Origin of the sequence: Propionibacterium acidifaciens (assembly GCF_003798325.1) — a bacterium.
GTDB lineage: Bacteria > Actinomycetota > Actinomycetes > Propionibacteriales > Propionibacteriaceae > Propionibacterium > Propionibacterium acidifaciens.
The window spans coordinates 879,118-899,395 of the sequence record NZ_CP033719.1 but is presented as its reverse complement, the minus strand read 5'-3'; the positions used below and the strand labels follow the sequence as shown (position 1 = coordinate 899,395).

General features: G+C 70.0%; 15 protein-coding genes and 1 tRNA gene. 13 read left to right on the top strand and 3 right to left on the bottom strand.

The window, feature by feature from the left end; translation table 11 throughout:
- Positions 1 to 7 precede the first annotated feature (7 nt).
- From EGX94_RS03820 to EGX94_RS03800, 5 genes are all read left to right on the top strand, one after another.
- Positions 8 to 1,411: an amino acid permease gene (locus EGX94_RS03820; RefSeq protein ID WP_021796557.1), complete on the top strand. Its 1,404-nt coding sequence runs from the start codon at positions 8 to 10 to the stop codon at positions 1,409 to 1,411.
- Entirely contained in the window at positions 1,404 to 2,783 is a 1,380-nt protein-coding gene (locus EGX94_RS03815; protein ID WP_021796561.1) for an amino acid permease, read from the top strand. Before EGX94_RS03820 ends, EGX94_RS03815 begins: the two co-directional genes overlap by 8 nt.
- Positions 2,780 to 6,385 (top strand): transcription-repair coupling factor, encoded by a 3,606-nt coding sequence (gene mfd, locus EGX94_RS03810; protein ID WP_123825913.1) that lies wholly within the window; start codon positions 2,780 to 2,782, stop codon positions 6,383 to 6,385. Before EGX94_RS03815 ends, mfd begins: the two co-directional genes overlap by 4 nt.
- A 120-nt stretch (positions 6,386 to 6,505) precedes the next feature.
- On the top strand, positions 6,506 to 7,042 hold the full coding sequence (locus tag EGX94_RS03805) for a hypothetical protein (RefSeq protein WP_021798735.1): 537 nt from the start codon (positions 6,506 to 6,508) through the stop codon (positions 7,040 to 7,042).
- Entirely contained in the window at positions 7,042 to 7,698 is a 657-nt protein-coding gene (locus EGX94_RS03800; RefSeq protein ID WP_021798731.1) for a MazG family protein, read from the top strand. The genes EGX94_RS03805 and EGX94_RS03800 overlap by 1 nt, the downstream gene beginning before the upstream one ends.
- Positions 7,699 to 7,955: 257 nt before the next feature.
- Here the strand turns inward: EGX94_RS03800 and EGX94_RS03795 are convergent, their stop codons facing one another.
- Positions 7,956 to 8,975 (bottom strand): ABC transporter permease, encoded by a 1,020-nt coding sequence (locus tag EGX94_RS03795; protein WP_021798736.1) that lies wholly within the window; start codon positions 8,973 to 8,975, stop codon positions 7,956 to 7,958.
- A complete protein-coding gene (locus EGX94_RS03790) occupies positions 8,975 to 9,655 on the bottom strand; it encodes an ABC transporter ATP-binding protein (protein ID WP_196807798.1) in 681 nt (226 codons plus the stop codon). The genes EGX94_RS03795 and EGX94_RS03790 overlap by 1 nt, the downstream gene beginning before the upstream one ends.
- Before the next feature lie 998 nt (positions 9,656 to 10,653).
- Here EGX94_RS03790 and EGX94_RS03785 point away from each other — a divergent pair.
- The 3 genes from EGX94_RS03785 to EGX94_RS03775 all read left to right on the top strand — a co-directional run bounded on the left by EGX94_RS03785 (position 10,654) and on the right by EGX94_RS03775 (position 13,037).
- Positions 10,654 to 10,917, top strand: coding sequence for a hypothetical protein (locus EGX94_RS03785; protein WP_021798074.1), 264 nt, complete (start codon positions 10,654 to 10,656; stop codon positions 10,915 to 10,917).
- Positions 10,918 to 11,274: 357 nt separating this feature from the next.
- Entirely contained in the window at positions 11,275 to 12,186 is a 912-nt protein-coding gene (locus EGX94_RS03780) for an ABC transporter ATP-binding protein (protein WP_043122331.1), read from the top strand.
- The gene (locus EGX94_RS03775; protein ID WP_021798076.1) at positions 12,183 to 13,037 is read left to right on the top strand and encodes an ABC transporter permease; all 855 of its coding nucleotides are present in this window, start codon (positions 12,183 to 12,185) and stop codon (positions 13,035 to 13,037) included. Before EGX94_RS03780 ends, EGX94_RS03775 begins: the two co-directional genes overlap by 4 nt.
- Before the next feature lie 114 nt (positions 13,038 to 13,151).
- On the opposite strand, the gene EGX94_RS13670 is transcribed toward EGX94_RS03775, so the two are convergent.
- The gene (locus EGX94_RS13670) at positions 13,152 to 15,401 is read right to left on the bottom strand and encodes a helix-turn-helix domain-containing protein (RefSeq protein ID WP_021798080.1); all 2,250 of its coding nucleotides are present in this window, start codon (positions 15,399 to 15,401) and stop codon (positions 13,152 to 13,154) included.
- Between the two features lie 730 nt (positions 15,402 to 16,131).
- Here EGX94_RS13670 and eno point away from each other — a divergent pair.
- The 5 genes from eno (at position 16,132) to EGX94_RS03745 (ending at position 20,259) form a co-directional block, all read left to right on the top strand.
- Entirely contained in the window at positions 16,132 to 17,421 is a 1,290-nt protein-coding gene (gene eno / locus EGX94_RS03765) for a phosphopyruvate hydratase (protein WP_021798072.1), read from the top strand.
- A gap of 270 nt (positions 17,422 to 17,691) precedes the next feature.
- Entirely contained in the window at positions 17,692 to 18,351 is a 660-nt protein-coding gene (locus EGX94_RS03760) for an FtsB family cell division protein (RefSeq protein ID WP_021798067.1), read from the top strand.
- A 296-nt stretch (positions 18,352 to 18,647) separates the two neighbouring features.
- Complete coding sequence (locus tag EGX94_RS03755) at positions 18,648 to 19,172, top strand: DUF501 domain-containing protein (protein ID WP_021798073.1); 525 nt, start codon at positions 18,648 to 18,650, stop codon at positions 19,170 to 19,172.
- On the top strand, positions 19,169 to 20,131 hold the full coding sequence (locus EGX94_RS03750; RefSeq protein WP_021798070.1) for a Ppx/GppA phosphatase family protein: 963 nt from the start codon (positions 19,169 to 19,171) through the stop codon (positions 20,129 to 20,131). The genes EGX94_RS03755 and EGX94_RS03750 overlap by 4 nt, the downstream gene beginning before the upstream one ends.
- Positions 20,132 to 20,186: 55 nt before the next feature.
- Positions 20,187 to 20,259 (top strand) — tRNA-Leu (locus EGX94_RS03745).
- The last annotated feature ends 19 nt before the right edge of the window (positions 20,260 to 20,278 follow it).

The window sequence follows — 20,278 nt, the reverse complement described above, 5'->3', positions numbered from 1 at the left end:
GGAACCGATGTCATCGAGCAACGAGGCGGGCGGACCCGGCGTCCGCGAGCTGCCGCAGGACGAGGGCCTGCGCCGCGGCCTCAAGAACCGCCACATCCAGCTCATCGCCCTGGGCGGGGCGATCGGGACGGGCCTGTTCTACGGCTCGTCCGAGTCGATCGGCCAGGCCGGCCCGGCCGTCATGATCTGCTATCTCGTCGGCGGGGCCGTCATCTTCCTCGTCATGCGCGCCCTCGGCGAGATGAGCGTCCACACCCCCACCTCGGGGGCCTTCAGCCAGTACGCCTACGAGTACTGGAGCCCGCGGGCGGGCTTCGTGTCGGGATGGAACTACTGGTTCAACTACATCGGCGTCCAGATGGCCGAGCTGACCGTCGTCGGCAAGTACGTGCAGTTCTGGCTCCCCGGCCTGCCCGCCTGGGTGAGCGCGGCCGTCTTCGTCGTCGTCATCACGGCCGTCAACCTCGTCACCGTGCGGGCCTACGGCGAGATCGAGTTCTGGCTCGCCCTCATCAAGGTCGTGGCGATCATCGCCATGATCGTCGGCGGCGTCCTCCTCGTCTGCACGGGCCTGGGCAACGGCGGGCGCCCGATCGGCCTGTCGAACGTGTGGACGCACGGCGGCTTCTTCCCGAACGGCGTCCAGGGCATGCTCATGGGCCTGGTCGTCGTCATGTTCAGCTTCGGCGGCGTCGAGCTCATCGGCATCACCGCCGGCGAGGCCGACGACCCGCGCCGGACCATCCCGAAGGCCATCGACCAGGTGGTCGGCCGCATCCTCATCTTCTACGTCGGCACCGTCGCGGTCATCGTCGCGCTCTTCCCCTGGGACCGGCTCGGCAGCGCGGGCAGCCCGCTCGTGACGATCTTCTCCGGGCTGGGCATCGCCGGGGCGGCGCACATCCTCAACGTCGTCGTCCTCACCGCCGCCGTCTCGGCCTACAACTCCGGCCTCTACTCGAACGGCCGGATGCTCCACGCGCTGGCCCGTCAGGGCAACGCGCCGGCCCCCCTGGCCCGCACCAACCGCTTCGGCTCCCCGTGGCTCGGCATCCTCGTGTCCTCGGCCGTCACCGCCGTCGCCGTGCTGCTCACCTATCTGTTCCCCGACACGGTCTTCCTCTACGTCATGTCGGTGACGACGATCGCCGCCGTCATCAACTGGACGATGATCGTCATCACCGACATGCGCTTCCGGGCGCGCCTGCGGTCCCGCGGCGAGGCCCCGGCGGGCTTCGCGATGCCCGGCTTCCCGTGGACGAGCGCCCTCGTGCTCGCCTTCCTGGCGATGCTCGTCGTGCTCATGGCGTTCATCCCCAGCTACCGCGTCGCCCTGGTCGTCGGGCCGGTCTGGCTCGTCGTCCTGCTCGTGGCTCGCCGGATGAGGACGGGGGCGCGGAACCGTGGCTGAGCGGGGCTCCGGGGCGGGCCTGCGCCGAGGCCTGGGGAACCGTCACATCCAGTTCATCGCGCTGGGCGGGGCGATCGGGACGGGGCTGTTCTACGGCTCGTCCGAGTCGATCGGCCAGGCCGGCCCGGCGGTCGTCGTGTGCTACCTCGTGGGCGGAGCCGTCATCTTCCTCATCATGCGGGCGCTCGGCGAGATGAGCGTCCACCGGCCCCGGCCCGGCTCGTTCAGCGCCTACGCCTACGAGTACTGGAGCCCCCGGGCCGGCTTCGTGGCCGGCTGGAACTACTGGTTCGACTACACGGTCGTGTCGATGGCCGAGCTGTCGGTCGTGGGGGAGTACGTCCAGTTCTGGGCCCCCCAGGTGCCCGCCTGGGTGAGCTCGGCGGTCTTCCTCGTGGTCGTCACGGCCGTCAACCTCGTGACGGTGAAGGCCTACGGCGAGGTCGAGTTCTGGCTGGCCCTCGTCAAGATCGTGGCCATCGGCGGCATGATCGTCGGCGGCCTGCTGCTCATCTGCACCGGCATCGGCGGCCCGCCGATCGGCGTCGCCAACCTGTGGGCGCACGGCGGCTTCGCCCCCCACGGCCTGCGCGGCGTCCTGCTGGGCCTGGTCGTCGTCATGTTCAGCTTCGGCGGCGTCGAGCTCATCGGCGTCACCGCCGGCGAGGCCGGCGACCCCGCCCGGACGATCCCCCGGGCGATCAACGGCGTCGTCGGCCGGATCCTCATCTTCTACGTCGGCACGATCGCCGTCATGGTGACCCTCCACCCGTGGGACCGGCTCGGCAGCGCGGGCAGCCCGCTCGTGACGATCTTCTCCGGGCTCGGCATCGCCGGGGCGGCGCACATCCTCAACGTCGTCGTCCTCACCGCCGCCGTCTCGGCGTTCAACTCGTTCCTCTACGCGAACGGCCGGATGCTCTACTCGCTGGCCCAGCAGGGCAACGCTCCCGATGCCCTGGCGAGCACCAACCGTCACGGCTCCCCGTGGCTCGGCGTGCTCGTCTCGGCCGCCTGCACGGGCACGACGGTGCTCCTCGACTACCTGTTCCCGGGCCGCGCCTTCGTCTACATCATGGCCGTCGCGACGATCTCCGTCGTCATCACCTGGGTGCTCATCCTCGTCACCCACCTGAAGTTCCGCGCCCGCCTCGCCGCCGACGGGCAGCGCTCCGACTTCCCCATGCCCGGCCACCCGGTCACCACGTGGATCGCGCTGGCCTTCCTGGCCGGCGTCGTCGCGCTCATGGCCCTCAGCCCCAGCTACCGCATCGCGCTCGTCGTCGGCCCGATCTGGGTGGCGCTGCTGCTCGTCGCCCACGAGCTGAGGCGCCGCGCCGGCTCCGGGCGCCCGCCTAGGATTGACGGGTGAACCTCTCCGGCCTGCTCAACGCCGTCCTCTCCGACCCCGGGGCGGCCGACCTCCTCGCCCGGGCCCGGGCCGGGACGCGGGCCCTCGACGTCACCGCCCCGGCGGCGGTGCGGCCGCTGCTCGTCGCCGGGCTCGCCGGCCGGACGGGCCGGACCGTCCTCGTCGTCACCTCCACCCTCCGCGAGTCCGAGCAGCTGCTCGACCAGCTGGCCGGGCTGCTCGGCGAGGAGGCTGTCGCCCACTACCCGGCCTGGGAGACCCTGCCCCACGAGCGCCTCAGCCCGCGCTCGGACACCGTCGGGCGGCGCCTCACGGTGCTGCGCCGCCTGGCCGGCGCCGACGACGCCCCGGCGCCGCGGGTGGTCGTCGCGCCCGTCCGCGCCGTCCTCCAGCCCCAGGTCAAGGGCCTGTCGCGGCTGGCGCCCGTGCGGCTGCGGGCCGGCGCCGAGCACGACCCGGCCCGCCTCGAGGCCGAGCTCGTGGCGGCCGCCTACAACCGCGTCGACCTGGTCGAGCGCCGCGGCGAGTTCGCGGTGCGCGGCGGCATCGTCGACGTCTTCGACCCCACTCACGACCACCCGGTCCGCGTCGACTTCTTCGGCGACACCGTCGAGGAGATGCGCTTCTTCACCGTCGCCGACCAGCGCTCCATGGACGGGACCCTCGACGAGTTCACCGCCGTGCCCTGCCGCGAGCTGCTCATCACGCCCGAGGTCCGCGCCCGCGCCGCGGCCCTGGCCGGCGACCACCCCGAGCTGTCCGAGATGCTCGAGCGGATCGCCCAGGGCCAGGCGTGCGAGGGCATGGAGGCCCTCATCCCGGCCCTCGTGCCCGAGCTCGAGCTGCTGACCGATGCGATGCCCGCCGACACGATGGTCCTCGTCGCCGACCCGGAGCTCGTGCGCACCCGCGCCGACGAGCTCGTGCGCACGAGCCGGGAGTTCCTCCACGCCTCGTGGGCGGCCGCGGCCTCCGGCGGGCGCGCCCCCATCGACCTGGCCGCCTCGACCTACCGGGAGCTGGAGCAGGTGCGCGAGCACGTCCTCGACGGCGGCAGGTCCTGGTGGGGGCTGTCGGCCTTCGCCGGCTCGCCCGACGGCGTCGCCGGGCCCGGCGGGGAGTCGGGCCCGGTCGGCCCGGGCGTCGAGCCCGTCGGCCCCTGGCACGGCGACACGGGGGCCGTCGTCGAGGCCGTCCGCGCCGACCTGGCGAGGGGCTGGCGCGTCGTCCTGTCCGTCGAGGGCCCCGGCCTGGCGCGGCGCATGCACGAGCTGCTCGCCGACAACGACATCGGCTCCCACCTCGCCGCCGAGCTCGCCGAGGAGCCGCCGCGCGGGCAGGTGACGATCATCACCTCGCCGCTGCGGAACGGGCTGCGCGTCCCGGCCGCCGAGCTGACCCTCATCGCCGGCGGCGACCTGTCGAGCCAGCCGCAGGCCGAGCACGGCTCCCGCCGCATGCCGGCCCGCCGCAGGAACCAGGTGCAGCCGCTCGAGCTGCGACCCGGCGACCCGCTCGTCCACGAGCAGCACGGCGTGGGGCGCTTCGTCGAGCTGACCCAGCGCGCCGTCGGCGGCGCCACCCGCGAATACCTCGTCATCGAGTACGCCCCCTCGAAGCGGGGCAGGCCGGGCGACCGCCTCTACCTGCCGATGGACCAGCTCGACCAGGTCACCCGCTACGTCGGCGGCGAGGCGCCCGCCCTCGACAGGATGGGCGGCGCCGAGTGGCGCCAGCGCAAGAGCCGCGCGAAGCGGGCCGTGCGCGAGATCGCCGCGGGCCTCATCAAGCTCTACGCCGCCCGCCAGGCGACCCGCGGCCACGCCTTCGGGCCCGACACCCCCTGGCAGCGCGAGATGGAGGACGCCTTCCTCCACACCGAGACGCCCGACCAGCTGGCCTGCATCAACGACGTCAAGCACGACATGGAGCAGATCGTCCCGATGGACCGCCTCGTCAGCGGGGACGTCGGCTACGGCAAGACCGAGATCGCCGTGCGCGCCGCCTTCAAGGCCGTCCAGGACGGCAAGCAGGTGGCCGTTCTCGTGCCGACGACCCTGCTCGTCCAGCAGCACGCCCAGACCTTCGCCGACCGCTACGCCGGCTTCCCCGTCGTCGTCGAGCAGCTGAGCCGCTTCCAGTCCGACGAGCGGAGCGCCAGGACGATCGACGGCCTGGCGAGCGGCCGGGTCGACGTCGTCATCGGCACCCACCGGCTCCTGTCCGACCGGATCCGTTTCAAGGACCTCGGCCTCGTCATCATCGACGAGGAGCAGCGCTTCGGCGTCGAGCACAAGGAGGCCCTCAAGAAGCTGCGCGTGAACGTCGACGTCCTGTCGATGAGCGCGACCCCGATCCCCCGCACCCTCGAGATGGCGGTCACGGGCATCCGCGAGATGAGCACGATCGCCACCCCGCCCGAGGAGCGCCACCCGGTGCTCACCTTCGCCGGTCCCCACGACGAGGGCCAGGTGGTGGCCGCCGTCCGCCGCGAGCTCGCCCGCGAGGGCCAGGTCTTCCTCGTCCACAACCGGGTGCAGGACATCGACCGGGTCGCGGCCCGGCTGCGCGATCTCGTGCCGGAGGCGCGGGTGGCCGTCGCCCACGGCCAGATGAGCGAGAAGCAGCTCGAGAAGGTCATGGTCGACTTCTGGCAGCGCCGCGCCGACGTGCTCGTGTGCACGACGATCGTCGAGGCCGGCCTGGACGTCTCCACCGCGAACACCCTCATCGTCGACCGGGCCGACCGGATGGGCCTGTCGCAGCTGCACCAGCTGCGCGGGCGCGTCGGGCGGGGCCGCGAGCGCGGCTACGCCTACTTCCTCTACCCGCCCGAGAAGACGCTGACGGCCACCGCCCACGACCGGCTCGCCGCCCTGGCCGCCAACGCCGACCTGGGCGCCGGGATGGCCATCGCCATGAAGGACCTGGAGATCCGCGGCGCCGGCAATCTGCTCGGCGACGAGCAGTCCGGGCACATCGCCGACGTCGGCTTCGACCTGTACCTGCGCCTCGTGGGGGAGGCCGTCGCGGAGTTCAAGGCAGGCGGCCCCGTCGAGGCCGAGCAGCCGATGCGCATCGAGCTGCCCGTCGACGCGCACCTGCCCGTCGACTACGTGGACTCCGAGCGTCTGCGCCTCGACGTCTACAAGCGCATCGCCGAGGTGCGCTCGGAGCGGGAGCTCGACGAGCTGCGCGCCGAGCTCGTCGACCGCTACGGCCCGCCGCCCCGCCCGGCCGAGCTGCTGCTCTCCGTGGCCTCCTTCCGGCTGCTGTGCCGCGGAGTCGGCCTCACCGAGGTCGTCGCCCAGGGCAACCAGATCCGCTTCGCCCCGTTGGCGGGGCGAAGCGGTCCCGACGGCGCCGGGATCGCCCTGCCCGAGAGCCGGCAGCTGCGCCTGAACCGCCTCTACCCGGGCGCGGTCGTCAAGCACGCCGCGAACATGCTGCTCGTCCCGGCTCCCCGCACCGCGCCCATCGGCGGTCACATGGTGACCGACGAGGAGCTCATCGCCTGGGCGGGCGACGTCGTCACCGCGATCCTCGCCCCCGACCCGCCGCGGACGGGCGGGGCGGGCGCCGGGGCCGACGGCAGCCGTTAGACTCGTGCCGACGGGGGCTCCGTCCGTCCCGGCCCGAGGCGACGAGACCGATCCCGTCCGACCCGCGGTGCCGGGCCGAATCCGCCCCGGCACCGAACCCAGCGCTGCAAGGAGACCCCGATGACCTCTCGTCGACTGCCCCGTCCGGTCCGTCTCGGCCTGCCGGCCCTGGCCCTCGCCCTGCTCGCCGGCTGCGCGCCCAGCGCCGGCACCGCGATGGTCGTCGACGGCCGGAGGGTCACCGAGGACCACCTCGACGCCCTCGCCGAGGGCTGCCGGACGGCCCTCGACGGGGCCGGCACGTCCGACCAGTACCCCGACGGCGAGGTGCGCCAGGCCGTCGCCTCCTGGGTCGCCCAGGGCCTCGTGGCGGACGCCCTCATCGAGCGGGCCAATGCGACGGTCTCGGACGCCGACCTCCAGAAGGCCCGCGCCGGTCTGCGCAACGCCGATCTCTTCACGAGCACCGCCGACTGCAGCGAGGCCTTCATGGGCATCGTCCGGCTTACCGCCTACGTCTCGCTGGAGGGCGAGCAGAGCGCCAGGGATCAGGCCTCCGGCCTCCGGATCGAGATCAACCCGCGCTACGGCGCCTGGGACGCCGACGAGCTCACCGTCATGGGCTCCGGCTCGCTGTCCGGGCGCAGCGAGGGCTGATGGCCGCCGGGGAGCGGGCCGACCGGGGCGACACCGGCGCGCGGGGCGCCCAGCTCGAGCGGCTCGTGCGGGTGGTCGACCGACTGCGCGCCGACTGCCCGTGGGACGCCGCCCAGACGCACCGCACCCTCGTCAAGCATCTCATCGAGGAGTCGGCCGAGCTCGTCGACGCGATCGAGGTCGGCTCGGACGACGACCTGCGCGAGGAGCTCGGCGACGTCCTCATGCAGGTGGTCCTCCACGCGAGGATCGCCGAGGAGGACGGCCTGTTCACCATCGATGACGTCGCCGCCGCGACCGCCGACAAGCTCATCGCCCGCCATCCGCACGTCTTCGCCGGCGAGGGCGTTCCGGAGGACCTGGACACGGCCTGGGAGCTGCGCAAGCGCGCCGTGAAGCACCGTGATTCGTGCCTGGACGGCATCGCCGGGTCCCTGCCGACGCTGGCCCGTGCCGCGAAGACCGCCCAGCGCCTCGACAACGGCGGCCCGGACGGGGTGCCGTTCGCGGCGGAGCCGATCACCTCCGTCGAGGCCGGCGTCCGGGTCCTGCGGCTCGTGCAGCGGGCCCAGGCCAGCGGCGTCGACATCGACCAGGCGGTCCGTGACGCCACCCGGGCCTGGGAGGACGAGATCCGCGCGGCGGAGGAGCCCTGACCGGGTACCGGCGCTGGCTGCTGGCGGGTGATGCGGAGAGGGGCATGAGCAGTGCGCCTCGGTGGCGATCGATGATGATGTCGCGCGGCCGGAAGCAGGTCGCCTCGGGTCCGTCCGGAGGTCACGTCGCAGGGTGTTTCACCGGATCTCCTGCCAGGGGGATGGGGGCCGCCGAATCCTCCGCTCGGCGCCTCCAGGGCGACGGGTGTTCAGGGCGATGGGCGTTGCATGCATCTTCGTCGTGGACCAAGCACTCCTCACAATGCACGATAACGCTTCAGCAACAGAGCGTTGGCGATCATGAGAACCAGCTGCATGCCGAGCAGGACCAGAAGGTTGATCCGTGTTGATCCGAGTCCTTGTCCATAGACCAGGGTGCGCTGCAGCCCGGAGCAGGAGTGGTACATGGGCATGACCAGTGCGACCTTGTCGAACCCCCACGGCATCGTCTCCACGGGAATGATGCCCGAGAAGAAGACCTGCGGGATGACGACTACGGGGATGAATTGTGCGACCTGGAATTCCGAGTTGGCGAAGATTGAGGCAAACACACCGATCTCAACCGCAACAACGACCTGCATCACCATGATCAGAAGGGCCAGCGCGAAATTCCAGCCCCCAATGAATTGAACGCCCAGAGCATAACGGGTGAAGAACAGCAGAAGAACCGCCTGCACAACGGAGAAGAGACCGATCCCCAGCACATAACCCATGGCTACTTGGAGTCGGGTGATGGGGGTCAGTATCATCCGTTCCAAAGTTCCTTGTGTGCGCTCGCGAACAAACCAGATACCGGCGACAATGAATGTCAGGAAGAATGACATGATACCCAACAGGGTGTGCGCGAGTCGCTTGAATGTGGTGTCCAAGGAGGTTCCATGGAGATAAAAGGTGCTGATGCTCTCCGTGGTCGGGGGCTGTTGCTGTGCGGACACCAAGGCGCTCCGGATCTTATTCTCATAGGCGGTGTTCTCCTGCAGAAGATGGATCGATGTGCCACGGTTGTCCACGACGACCACTGCGTCATAGATTCCGTCGTCCAGCGATCTGTCAATGTCCAGTCCGGCGCCCTCTTGAGTGACAGTACCCGCCTGCTGCAGGGCTGTCTCTGTTGAAGGCGCGACGTGGCCGACGACTCCGATCTTGATGTCGATGCGCGGCTCTCCCATGAGAAGATAAAGAAGGGTCATGATCACCAGTGGGGAGATGAACATCATCCCAAGCGAACGCCGATCATTCTTGATCTGTCGGATCAGTCGGCGGGCCATTGTTCCCATCAGTGCACCTTTCGAAAGAAGTAATGCTCCAGGCCTTCGCCATCGCTGGACGCCTCGAGCGCGGAGACCGTGCCGTCCGCTACTTTTTCTCCGTCCCGGAGGAGCACGGCCCGATCGCATCTGCGGGCCTCTTCCATCACGTGCGTTGAGATGAGAACGGTCTGCCCGTCGGTTGCGAGCCGCCGCAAGGACCCCCAAACGGAGCGACGGAGAACCGGATCCATTCCTACGGTGGGTTCGTCGAGAATGAGGGTACTCGGTTCGGGTAACAAGGTGATGGCGAGTGAAAGGCGTCGTCGCATGCCGCCCGAGAAATTCCCCACACGCTCGTCTGCATGCTCCCCGAGGCCGACGATCTCGAGTACGTTCGCGATGCGGTCGTGTCGTCTCGCTCCGGAGAGTCGGTGCAGGCCGGCGAAGAATTCAAGATTGGCGCGCGCGGAAAGATCGGTGTAGACGGCGTCTGACTGAGGCATGTAGCCCACTTTTTCCAGCAGACTGCGATGGGGCACTGGAAGCTCGTTGATCATCACTTTTCCAGTCGTTGGACGGATGGCCCCGACCAGACAACGGATCAGCGTCGTTTTCCCGGATCCGCTGGGACCGAGGAGCGCAGTGATGGCCTTGTCCGGAAACTCGGTGGTGACGTCGGTGAGTACAGTCGTGTTCTTGAATGTCACTCCGACGTGGGATACGGTTACAGGCACTGGTCCTCACCCCTTTCCTGTTATCAGAAGACGAATGAACCTTGGCCAGAGGGTTGTTCAAAACCCTGATTTGAGGGGTTGATTCTTTTGGCTGTTCTGCCGGTACGGGCGTGTCCTGGTGGAAGGTGAGGACCTGCCGCTGGGACAATCGGGTCATCCAGCATCCCATGTTCTCAGGACGGGTTCTCGCATGGATCGTGCAACAGGCCCGCCGGCCGAGGCGATCGTAGTCCTCCCACAGGCTCTCGTCCACAATCACCCCCGTACCCCGCGGACCACCGGGCGGCCACCGGCACTGAGCCAGGCGGAAGAGATCGGGGCCGCGCCGGCCCACCTGCGGCGCGACCGCGCCCGAGCCGAGCTGGCCGAGTCGTTCGGGGCCGGTCGGGCCTCGTGCCGGCCGCAGACGACCCGGACCAGGCCCGGACCCTGGTCGTGGACGGCACTCCCGTGCCGTGCCGGGACCGGAAGCACGAGCCGGGCCCGCACTCGGGCAGGCACCACCGAGCCGGGCCGGGCCTCCGGGTCGCCTGCACCCCGGCCGGAAGACCCGTACGGGTGCCCGACCCGGCCCCCGGATCGACCCACGACGCGAGAGCCCCTCAACTGACCGGTCTCCTCGACAATCCCCCGGACACGCCGCCACTGGGCGACGAGGGCTGCATCGGACCGGGCATGACAACCCCCCGTATGGAGACCAGCAGGGGGCGAAACTCATGGACCGGCAGAAGCAGCACAACAAGATCATCAATTCGTCACGGGCCCCGGTCGAACGAGCAACAGCCCAGTGATCTCGAGCGCCCGTTCCATGTTTCGCCTGGTGAGGATCAGTATGACGCGATCGCGGTGGTCCAGCTCGTCTTGGCTGACCGCGAGCGTATGTCCGGGTATTCGCCCGCCATCCGCACGTCTTCGCCGGCGAGGGCGTTCCGGAGGACCTGGACACGGCCTGGGAGCTGCGCAAGCGCGCCGTGAAGCACCGTGATTCGTGCCTGGACGGCATCGCCGGGTCCCTGCCGACGCTGGCCCGTGCCGCGAAGACCGCCCAGCGCCTCGACAACGGCGGCCCGGACGGGGTGCCGTTCGCGGCGGAGCCGATCACCTCCGTCGAGGCTGGCGTCCGGGTCCTGCGGCTCGTGCAGCGGGCCCAGGCCAGCGGCGTCGACATCGACCAGGCGGTCCGTGACGCCACCCGGGCCTGGGAGGACGAGATCCGCGCGGCGGAGGAGCCCTGACCGCGGATCCTCCGACGTGCCCGTCGATTCTGGAATCCTCCCGAAGGCTCTTCCGCCCGCCCCGGCGGCCCTCGGGGCATCTCGGGGCCCGGCCCGCCCGTGTCACCGGCTCCTCGGCCCCCGACAACAGCATCCGGCATGGTTTTCGGGGTCGCCGCCGGGAGCGGGTTCCCGGAGGGCTCCGGGACGGTTGGCTGCGTAGGCATGCGTATCCGTGCCGGCGCAGTGCGTAGCTCCCCATGACGACCATTGGAGAAGTCCGGGCCTCGAGCTTGAAATACTCTGATGGGTGGACGGGGAGTCGCCGCCTTCCCGTCCACCCATCGACACATGGTCGGGTGCAGAGGAGAGCTTGTGATGCAGAGTGCCATCACCGTCAGCGGGCTGCGGAAGGTCTACGGTGATTTCGTCGCCGTCGACGACCTCGACCTGCGGATCGAGAGTGGGGAGGTGTTCGCCTTCCTCGGTCCGAATGGCGCCGGTAAGACGACAACCATCGACATCCTCACGGGCGCGCAACGCCGCACCAGCGGGTCAGTGAGCGTGCTCGGGCAGGACCCGCAGCATGACGAGCGCGAGTGGCGGGCCCGGATCGGGGTGGTGCCCCAAGGGACGGCGAGTTACGCAGACCTCACGGTGCGTGAGGTCATTGATCATTTCAGTGCTTTTTACCCGGACCCGTTCCCCACCGGGCAGCTCATCGACATGGTGGGTCTCGGCGCCAAGACCACGACACTCACCAACAAGTTGTCGGGGGGCCAGCGCCGTCGACTCGATGTGGCTGTCGGCGTTGTCGGCAGACCCAGGCTCGTCTTCCTCGACGAGCCGACCACAGGACTCGATCCGGAGGCCCGCAGGGAGGCCTGGGACCTCGTGCGTCTGCTCACGCACGAGGGCGTGACGACGGTGCTCACCACTCATTACTTGGACGAGGCCCAAGAGCTGGCCCAGCGGGCGGGCATCATCGTGCACGGCAGGATGCTCCATGTAGGCACTCTGGACGAACTGGCGAGAATGACCGGCCGCCGGTACCGAGTCTCCTACGCGCTTGATCCTCTTGTCGAGGTGCCCTCGGACCTGGCGGAAAGACTCGGGTCCGAGCCTCACCGTTGTGAGTACACGACCGATGAGCCAACGGCATTGTTGAGGCTGTTACTGGACGCTGCCAAGCGGCAGGGCATTGCAGAGATCCCTGGCCTGCAGGTCAGCCAGCCCAGTCTTGAACAGATCTACCTGAACATGGTCGAACAGACGAAGGATCACCGATGAACGAGGCGATGCAGATCATGACGGTCCATGAGGACACTGCCGCACGGGCTGGGCTTCCCGGAACATTGCCGGGCGCCTTGGCGCGTTCCCGGGTCGAGCTGCGGTCATTCTTCCGGAACTGGCAGTCCTTGGTGTTCACCATGGCTCTCCCCGTGCTGATGCTGCTCGTGTTCGGAGCGGTGTTCACCGGCAAATTGCCGGGCACCGACACCGACTACAGACTGCTGTTCGTGTCAGGTATCATCGCAGCCGGCGTGATGAGCACCAGCTTCCAGTCCTTGGCGATCAGCGTCAGTCTCGACCGTGAGAATGGCCTCATCCGAAGACTGGCCGCCTCGCCGATGCCGAAAGCCGCGTATTTCATCGGAATCACGGTGAAGACGATCGTCACCACCTTGATCGAGACGGCCATCCTCGTGGTGCTGGGCATGGTGCTCTACGGATTGCCGATGCCATCCGATGCCGGACGCTGGTTGACTTTTGCATGGGTGGTTCTGCTCGGGGTCACCTCCTGTTCCTTGGCAGGTATTGCGTACACGGCGCTGATTCCCAACGCCAGGTCCGCAGCGGCCATCGCCACGCCCCCGTTCATGATTCTCCAGTTCATCTCCGGGGTGTTCTTCCCTCTCATGATGATCCCGACCGTCCTGCGGTGCACGGCCAGTGCCTTCCCCCTGCTGTGGATGGCCAAGGGCTTGCGTTTCGTGTTCCTGCCCGACTCACTGGCGTCGGCTGAACCGGGTGGGAACTGGAATCTGGGCTTGGTGTGCGGAGCCTTGGCGGCATGGACCGTGGGCGGCGTCATCCTCGTTGTTCTCACCTTCCGGTGGCGGGGCCAGCGTGTGAAGTGAGGCCTCGTGGAGGCCGTTTCTCAGGAGCCACTCGAACAGGCCCGGTGGGGGAATTCCTCGCCCCACCGGGCCTGTTCGAGTGGCTTGGGAGCGACCGGGTCCCCGGCCCGCCGGTCAGCGCCTCCGGCTCCGCTCCTCCTCGGACCCGCTGTCGGCCTGATCCGGTCGTCGAGCGGGCGCAGGCTCCTGGCGGCTCGCCCCGACGATCTTGATCAGTTCGGTTCGACTGGAGATCCCGAGACGGCGATGGATGTTTCGCAGGTGAGTGTCCACCGTGCGCTTGCTCAGGTACAGCGCTTCGGCGGCCTGCGCATTGGTGCATCCAGCGATGACGCGCTCGACGACTCGCCACTCACTCGTGCTGAGCGCCAACGATCCGTCGCCGTCATCCGTGCCGGTGCCGTCGTCCTCGTGGGGGATGATGGCATCCGAGGACGAGTTCACGGTGCGCCACGATTCCAGCGCAGCATGGATGTCGTTCTGCAGGCACTCGGCCATCGCATCCTCATGACAGGCGACGAATATGACTCGGAGCCGCTGTCTCCAGTTCAGGAGCAACGGATTCGTGAGCTCGGCCGATGCAAGAGCACGACCGACGGCGAAGTATTTGTCGATGGCTGATTGGACGCTGCTCCCCCATTGATCGAGGTTCGCGGCGCAGTAGGTGGCGAACACGTGAAGAATGACATGGATCCCGTCGTCCGGCGCGGGGTGCCGGTCCGCGCCGGCGGAGTCCTTCTCGAGATACTGAATCGCGAGCCCGCAGAACTGCGTGACGGCTGAGGCGTGCAGGGCCGCGGTTGCTTCGGCGGCGCGTGACAGCAGCTCGCCGGCCAGCGCCGTGTCCTGTCGGTGGAAGGCGATGAGGGAATGGACGATGAGCGTCCAAGCATAATCGGCGCCGTGAGGGCTGACCAGGGCTCTGGCCCGCCAGCACCACACTGCGGCATCATCAGCGCGATCACTGAAGCACGTGGTCAGCCCGGCCAGGCAACAGGCGATGAGGGGCAGTCCGCCTGAGGACAGTCCTTGTCGTGCGACGAGTCCCCGAAGATAGCGGCTCGTAGAACGTCGGGTGAAGGCGCGCAGACTCGCCACCCCTGCGCGGATGACGGGAGCAGTTGGGCCGTCGTCGTGGGACATGGCGACGATGCGCCGCAGCACGCGCAGGCGTTGCATGGGCTCGGCGCACGTCGTCGTCGGTGATGTCATGATCCACGAGAGCGCCGCCGTGACGGCACGGGGATCATCCCGGCCAAGTCGGTCCAGAACTCTTTCGGCCAGGCGCGCGACCAGGACGGGATGCTCCAACGCGACCAGCGGGGACAGCGCGGTGCACGCGGCGTCGGGTGCGGCTCCGCTGGCGTCGAGCTCCCTCAGCGCCGCCCCGAGAGCTCCCAGATCGGTGTCGGCGCAGACCACGGCCAGTCGGGCGGCCGCTTCGCCCGCTGACGAGTCGCCGGCGAGCTCTGGCAGGGCTTGCACGATGCATCTTCTGCCCTCCGTGCCAGCCGCGTCAGCCACTCGCCGAACCAGGTCCGCCACCTCGTGGGTCACGCGAGGATTTTCGCCCGAGGCGAGCAGCTCGAGCGGCCCGAGATGGTCCACATCGCCGGGCGGGCTGTTGCTGAGCAGCGCGAGGAGGGCACGCTGGGCGACGGCGAAGGTCGAGGCGTCGAGATGCACGCGCAGCTGCTGCCACAGGGCGACGGTCACTTCCGCAGGCACGGGCTCCGACGAGAGGACCTGCGCCATGGAACGGATGGAGCGTGAGCCCGCGGCCTCCAGGTACTGACAACAGCCTTTCGGGGTGGTCGCCGGGTCTGCACGCAGCGCAAGGCACAGCAGGAACACCGCCTGATCCCGAGGTCGGGCGAACTGGGTCCTCACGACATACGTGACGGCTTCTGCCAGAGCTTCGATGATCGCTGACGCAGGGAAGGGATCGTCCTCCCCGGTGCGGCACAGTGCGGTCAGGAACAGCTGTGCCAAGGCGGGGTGACAACCGCACACTGTCTCGATCACTGTCCGGTGCGCGTCCAGCGCGTGGCCGGTCTGCTCCTGCAGGATGCGCCACGGGCTGTCAGGAGGCGTTCCGCGCCGAGTCAGCAGTTTTGGTTCCAAGTGACTGAGACGCGTCACGAGATCGAACTCATCCATGGTATCGGCCACGGTGACCACCACCTGCATGCCGTGGTGCACCAGGTTCTCGATGTCCGATGCCAACCCGGGTTCTGCGCGGAACATTCCGTGGTCATCGATGCAGACCTCGGTGACACCCAGTTCCGTGATGCGAGCGGGCCATGAGTCAGCCGGTACAGCCGTCCTCTCGTCCTGGTCGTCGCTGTAACGGACAAGGGCCACGCTGCACTCCTCGGGGAGTCCCACCACGTAGGCGCGCCGTCCTGGTTCGGAGGTACCCGTCAAAGCCGTCTCGGGCCAGTCCGGAATCTTCTGTGCGGTGATGGCGGAGGTGATGCTCAGGGAGCCGTTCCGCCGAGCCGGGTCCAAGGGGTTGCTGCCCGCGGTAGCGGCTTGCCCAGACAATACGATCACTCCTCGGGGATGCTTTTCCTTGTCACCTGAGCATGGATCCTGAACCCGGGGGCCCTGGGGGAAGTCCGGCAGGCGTCTTCGGATTGGGGGTGGACCCGGGGTCTGGGGGCTCGGTCCGCCGCTCCCTCGTCCGGAGCCCGGACGTCTCCCTCCCCTCGTCCGTCCGCGGCTCGTCGTCGGCCCCGCGCAGCGCCCCGTCCCGAGCCGGTCCGGGCCCCTCCGGCGGGTACGGGGTTCGCGCGGACGACGCCCTCCGCCCCGCCGCCCAGGAACCTCCCGACGCGGGCCCGGACGGCGGGGGAGCGGCCCGGTCCACCCGAGGTGCTCGTCCGACGCGGCTCCGACAACGGCGTCGGCCCGTCGATGCGGCGTGAGCCGCTCATCGCGCCCTCCGGGGCCTCCGGGGGCCGGACCGGAGGGCGGCCTCGGGCATGGTCCGCGCAGGGCCCGAACGGATAGGATTGGCACCGCGAGAGCGAGAGCCCGCGGCGAGAACCCGCTGTGCGCGGGCTCGCCCAACACTGAAAGGTCAACACCCGTGGCAGTTATCGAATTCCTTGAGGCTCGCGAGATCCTCGATTCGCGCGGCAATCCGACCGTCGAGGTCGAGGTCGTCCTCGACGACGGCTCCTCGGCCCGCGCGGCGGTCCCGTCGGGTGCGTCCACCGGCGCCTTCGAGGCCGTTGAGCTCCGCGACGGCGACAAGGCCCGCTACGGCGGCAAGGGCGTCCAGAAGGCCGTGAGCAATGCCGTCGACACCATCGGCGAGGAGGTCCTCGGCATGGAGGCCAGCGACCAGCGCGAGCTGGACGCCGCCATGATCGAGCTCGACGGCACCGACAACAAGGGCAAGCTCGGCGCCAACGCCATCCTCGGCGTCTCCCTGGCCGCCGCCAGGGCCTCGGCCGACTCCGCGGAGCTGCCGCTGTACAAGTACCTCGGCGGCCCCACCGCCAATGTGCTGCCCGTCCCGATGATGAACATCCTCAACGGCGGCGCCCACGCCGACTCCAACGTCGACATCCAGGAGTTCATGATCGCCCCGATCGGCGCCTCCAGTTTCGCCGAGGCCTTCCGCATCGGGGCCGAGGTCTACCACGCGCTGAAGTCCGTCCTCAAGGACAAGGGCCTGAGCACCGGCCTCGGCGACGAGGGCGGCTTCGCCCCGAACCTCGAGTCCAATGCGGCCGCCCTCGACCTCATCGAGGAGGCCATCAAGAAGGCCGGCTGCAGGCCCGGCAAGGACGTCGCCCTGGCCCTCGACTGCGCCGCCAGCGAGTTCCACGACAACGGCACGTACACCTTCGAGGGCAGGAGGCGCAGCAGCGCCGAGATGATCGAGTACTTCGAGGAGCTCGTCGAGAAGTACCCGCTGGTCTCCATCGAGGACCCGCTGGACGAGGAGGACTGGGAGGGCTGGGCCACGCTCACCGAGCGCATCGGCGGCAGGGTCCAGCTCGTCGGCGACGACCTGTTCGTCACCAACGTCAAGCGTCTCGGCAAGGGCATCGACACCGGTTCCGCGAACGCCCTGCTCGTCAAGGTCAACCAGATCGGTTCGCTCACCGAGACCATCGACGCGGTCAACCTGGCCCACCGCAACGGCTTCCACACCATGATGAGCCACCGCTCCGGCGAGACCGAGGACACGACGATCGCCGACCTCGCCGTGGCCCTGGCCTGTGGCCAGATCAAGTCCGGCGCCCCGGCCCGCGGCGAGCGCATCGCCAAGTACAACCAGCTCATCCGCATCGAGGAGGACCTCGACGAGACGGCCGTGTACGCCGGCGCCGGCGCCTTCCCGCGGTTCAACCCCGACCAGTGGTGAACGGCTGCTGAGCTCGTCCGACGATCGCACGGAGGGCGGCGCCCCGTCGGGGCGCCGCCCTCCGTCGTGTCCGGGGGCCTGCTCGGGTGCGGTCCGGGTGTGTGTCCTGTGCTCCGTGATGCGGTTGGTGGGGTTTGCTCGTGGATCGTGCGCGGGTGGTTTGGTGTGGGCGTTCGGGACGGGCGCCGCTCTCCGGCGTGCTCTTCGGGGCCCTGCGGGCGCGCCGTCGTGCGCGCCGGGTCGGGGATGCCGGGGCACTAGGATGTCGACATGGCTTCCCCACGATCCGGCAAGCCCTTCAGTGGGCGTCCCACGGCGGGCGACACCCCGGCGCGTCGCACCGCCCGGCGCACCGCCCGGCGCACCGCCCGGCGCGCCTCGCGCGACCGGGACCGCGTCCAGGTGCAGGCCGGGCCCCAGGCCACTTCGGGCGAGGACGGCGTCGTCGAGCCCGAGGACAGTCACGGCGGCATCCACCTCACGAGGAGGCTCGTCGCAGTCCTGCTCGCGGGGGCGATGGTCGTCGTCCCGATCGTCTCGAACTTGACGGTCTACCTGAACCAGCGCCGGCAGATGGCGCAGGCCCGCGCCCAGATCGCCGCGAGCGACGAGCACATCGACGAGCTGCTCGACGAGCAGGAGCGCTGGTCCGACCCGGACCATGTGCGCGCCCAGGCCCGCGCCCGGCTCGGCTGGGTGCTGCCCGGCGAGGTCGGCTTCCAGGTCGTCGACGAGAACGGCAGCCCCTACGGCGGCGGCTCGAGCATCGACCGCACGGGCGCCTCGACCACCGAGGACCAGCCCTGGTGGGAGCGCCTCTGGAACTCCGTCGACGAGGCCGACACGCCGACCGGCGCGCCCTCGACGGCCGACGACGGGCAGATCGTCACCGGGGACGGGGCCGGCGCCGCGCCCACCCCCGGCGGCTGACCCGGTCTCCCGGCGCGGGGTGCTGCAGCTGCGGCGCGGGGCGAGCGCCTCCGTCACCGTCCAGGTCTCCCGGGCGCGGGGCGGTGGTTCGGAGGCTCTGGCAATCGGCACGGCGGCTGCTCCCGGCCTCCCGGGCGCGGGGCGCTGCCGCGTGGACCGGCGGTCGCAGCGAAGGCCGGGTCTGGCCTCCCGGCGCGGGGCGGTGTCTGCTTCACGACGCGAAGCGTCCGCCGAGCCGGCCCCGGCGCGGGGCGCTGCCGGGGCGGGGGTTACCCGCCCCGTGGAAGAATTGTGTCGTGCGTCAGTCCGAACCTCTCAGCGATGAGGATCTGAGGATCATCGCCGATCAACTCGGCCGGGCCCCCAGGGGGCTCGTGGCGGTGGCTTGGCGCAGCCCGTGCGGATGCCCGGGCGTCATCGCGACCGAACCGCGGCTCCCCGGCGGTTCGCCCTTCCCGACCTTCTACTACCTCACCGATCCGCGCGCCGTCGTCGGCTGTTCGCGCCTGGAGGCCGACGGCGTCATGGCCTCGATGACGGCCCGCCTCGGGCAGGACGAGGAGCTCGCCGCCGCCCACCGGCGCGCGCACGAGTCCTACCTGGCCGACCGTCGGGCCCACGGCGAGGTCCCCGAGCTCGAGGGCATCAGCGCCGGTGGCATGCCTCGGCGCGTCAAGTGCCTGCACGCCCTCCTCGCCCACGCCCTCGCGGCGGGCCCGGGCGTCAACCCCCTCGGCGACGAGACCCTGGAGCTGCTCGGCCCGTTCTGGGACGAGCCCTGCCCCCGACACGGCGCGCCCGCCGGGGAGGCGGCGTCATGAGGGTCGCGGCCATCGACTGCGGGACCAACACCCTGCGCCTGTTCGTCGGGACGCTCGACGCCGACGGCTTCCTGCGCGAGCTCGACCGCAGGCTGACCTTCGTCGGCCTGGGCGAGGGCGTGGACGCCACCGGGCGCTTCGCCCCCGACGCCCTGCGACGGGCCTTCCGGGCCTGCGAGCAGTACGCCGAGATCATCGCCGACCTGGACTGCTCCCGGACCCGCTTCGTCGCGACCTCGGCCACCCGCGACGCCGTCAACCGCGAGGAGTTCTTCGCCGGCGTCCGCGCGCGCATGGGCATCGAGCCCGAGGTGATCAGCGGCGTCGAGGAGTCCGAGCTGAGCTTCGCCGGGGCCGTCAACGGCATCCGCTGCCCGAGGAACCCCGTGCTCGTCATGGACAGCGGCGGCGGCTCCACCGAGCTGGTGCGCGGCACGGCCGCCTGCTGCCAGGACAGCGTCACGGCCGTCGAGCGGGGCGTCAGCATCGACGTCGGCTCGCGCCGCCTGCGCGAGCGCATCCTGCACGGCGACCCCCCGACGGCCGGCGAGGTCGGCGAGGCCCGCGAGCTTGTGCGCCACCAGCTGGACGGCGCCGGGCTCGATCTCGGCGGCATCGGCTCGTTCATCGGCGTCGCCGGCACCGTCACCTCGATGACGGCCCTCGCGCTGCGGCTGCGCCGCTACGACCGGGCCCGCGTCCACGGCGCCGCCATGGGCGCCGCCGCCGTCCACCGTGTCGCGGAGCGCCTGCTGACGAGCACGGTCGCCGACATCACCTGCTGGGGCCCGGTGCAGCCGCAGCGGGCCGAGGTGCTGTGCGCCGGCGCCCTCATCGTCGACGAGGTCGTCCGGCGGGTCGGGACCGCCGAACTCATCGCCTCGGAGGCCGACATCCTCGACGGCGTGGCCCTCGGTCTGCTCTCGGACGGGGACGGCCGGGGGCCGGCCGTCCGCTGAACCGGCCCGCCGACGAGGGCCCCGGAGGAGCCACCGGTCGGTAGTCTGGGCGCGGGCCCCCGTAGCCCAATGGCAGAGGCAGGCGGCTTAAACCCGCCCCAGTACGAGTTCGACTCTCGTCGGGGGCACGGCCGGGCCGGGCCCTCC

What these genes read in the sequence shown, in the direction of transcription:
- EGX94_RS03805 (WP_021798735.1), top strand. Translation starts at nt 6,506, where the DNA reads ATGACCTCTCGTCGACTGCCCCGTCCGGTCCGTCTCGGCCTGCCGGCC.
- EGX94_RS03780 (WP_043122331.1), top strand. Translation starts at nt 11,275, where the DNA reads ATGCAGAGTGCCATCACCGTCAGCGGGCTGCGGAAGGTCTACGGTGAT.
- EGX94_RS03775 (WP_021798076.1), top strand. Translation starts at nt 12,183, where the DNA reads ATGAACGAGGCGATGCAGATCATGACGGTCCATGAGGACACTGCCGCA.
- EGX94_RS03795 (WP_021798736.1), bottom strand. Translation starts at nt 8,975, where the DNA reads ATGGGAACAATGGCCCGCCGACTGATCCGACAGATCAAGAATGATCGG.
- EGX94_RS03820 (WP_021796557.1), top strand. Translation starts at nt 8, where the DNA reads ATGTCATCGAGCAACGAGGCGGGCGGACCCGGCGTCCGCGAGCTGCCG.
- EGX94_RS03800 (WP_021798731.1), top strand. Translation starts at nt 7,042, where the DNA reads ATGGCCGCCGGGGAGCGGGCCGACCGGGGCGACACCGGCGCGCGGGGC.
- EGX94_RS03760 (WP_021798067.1), top strand. Translation starts at nt 17,692, where the DNA reads ATGGCTTCCCCACGATCCGGCAAGCCCTTCAGTGGGCGTCCCACGGCG.
- EGX94_RS03750 (WP_021798070.1), top strand. Translation starts at nt 19,169, where the DNA reads ATGAGGGTCGCGGCCATCGACTGCGGGACCAACACCCTGCGCCTGTTC.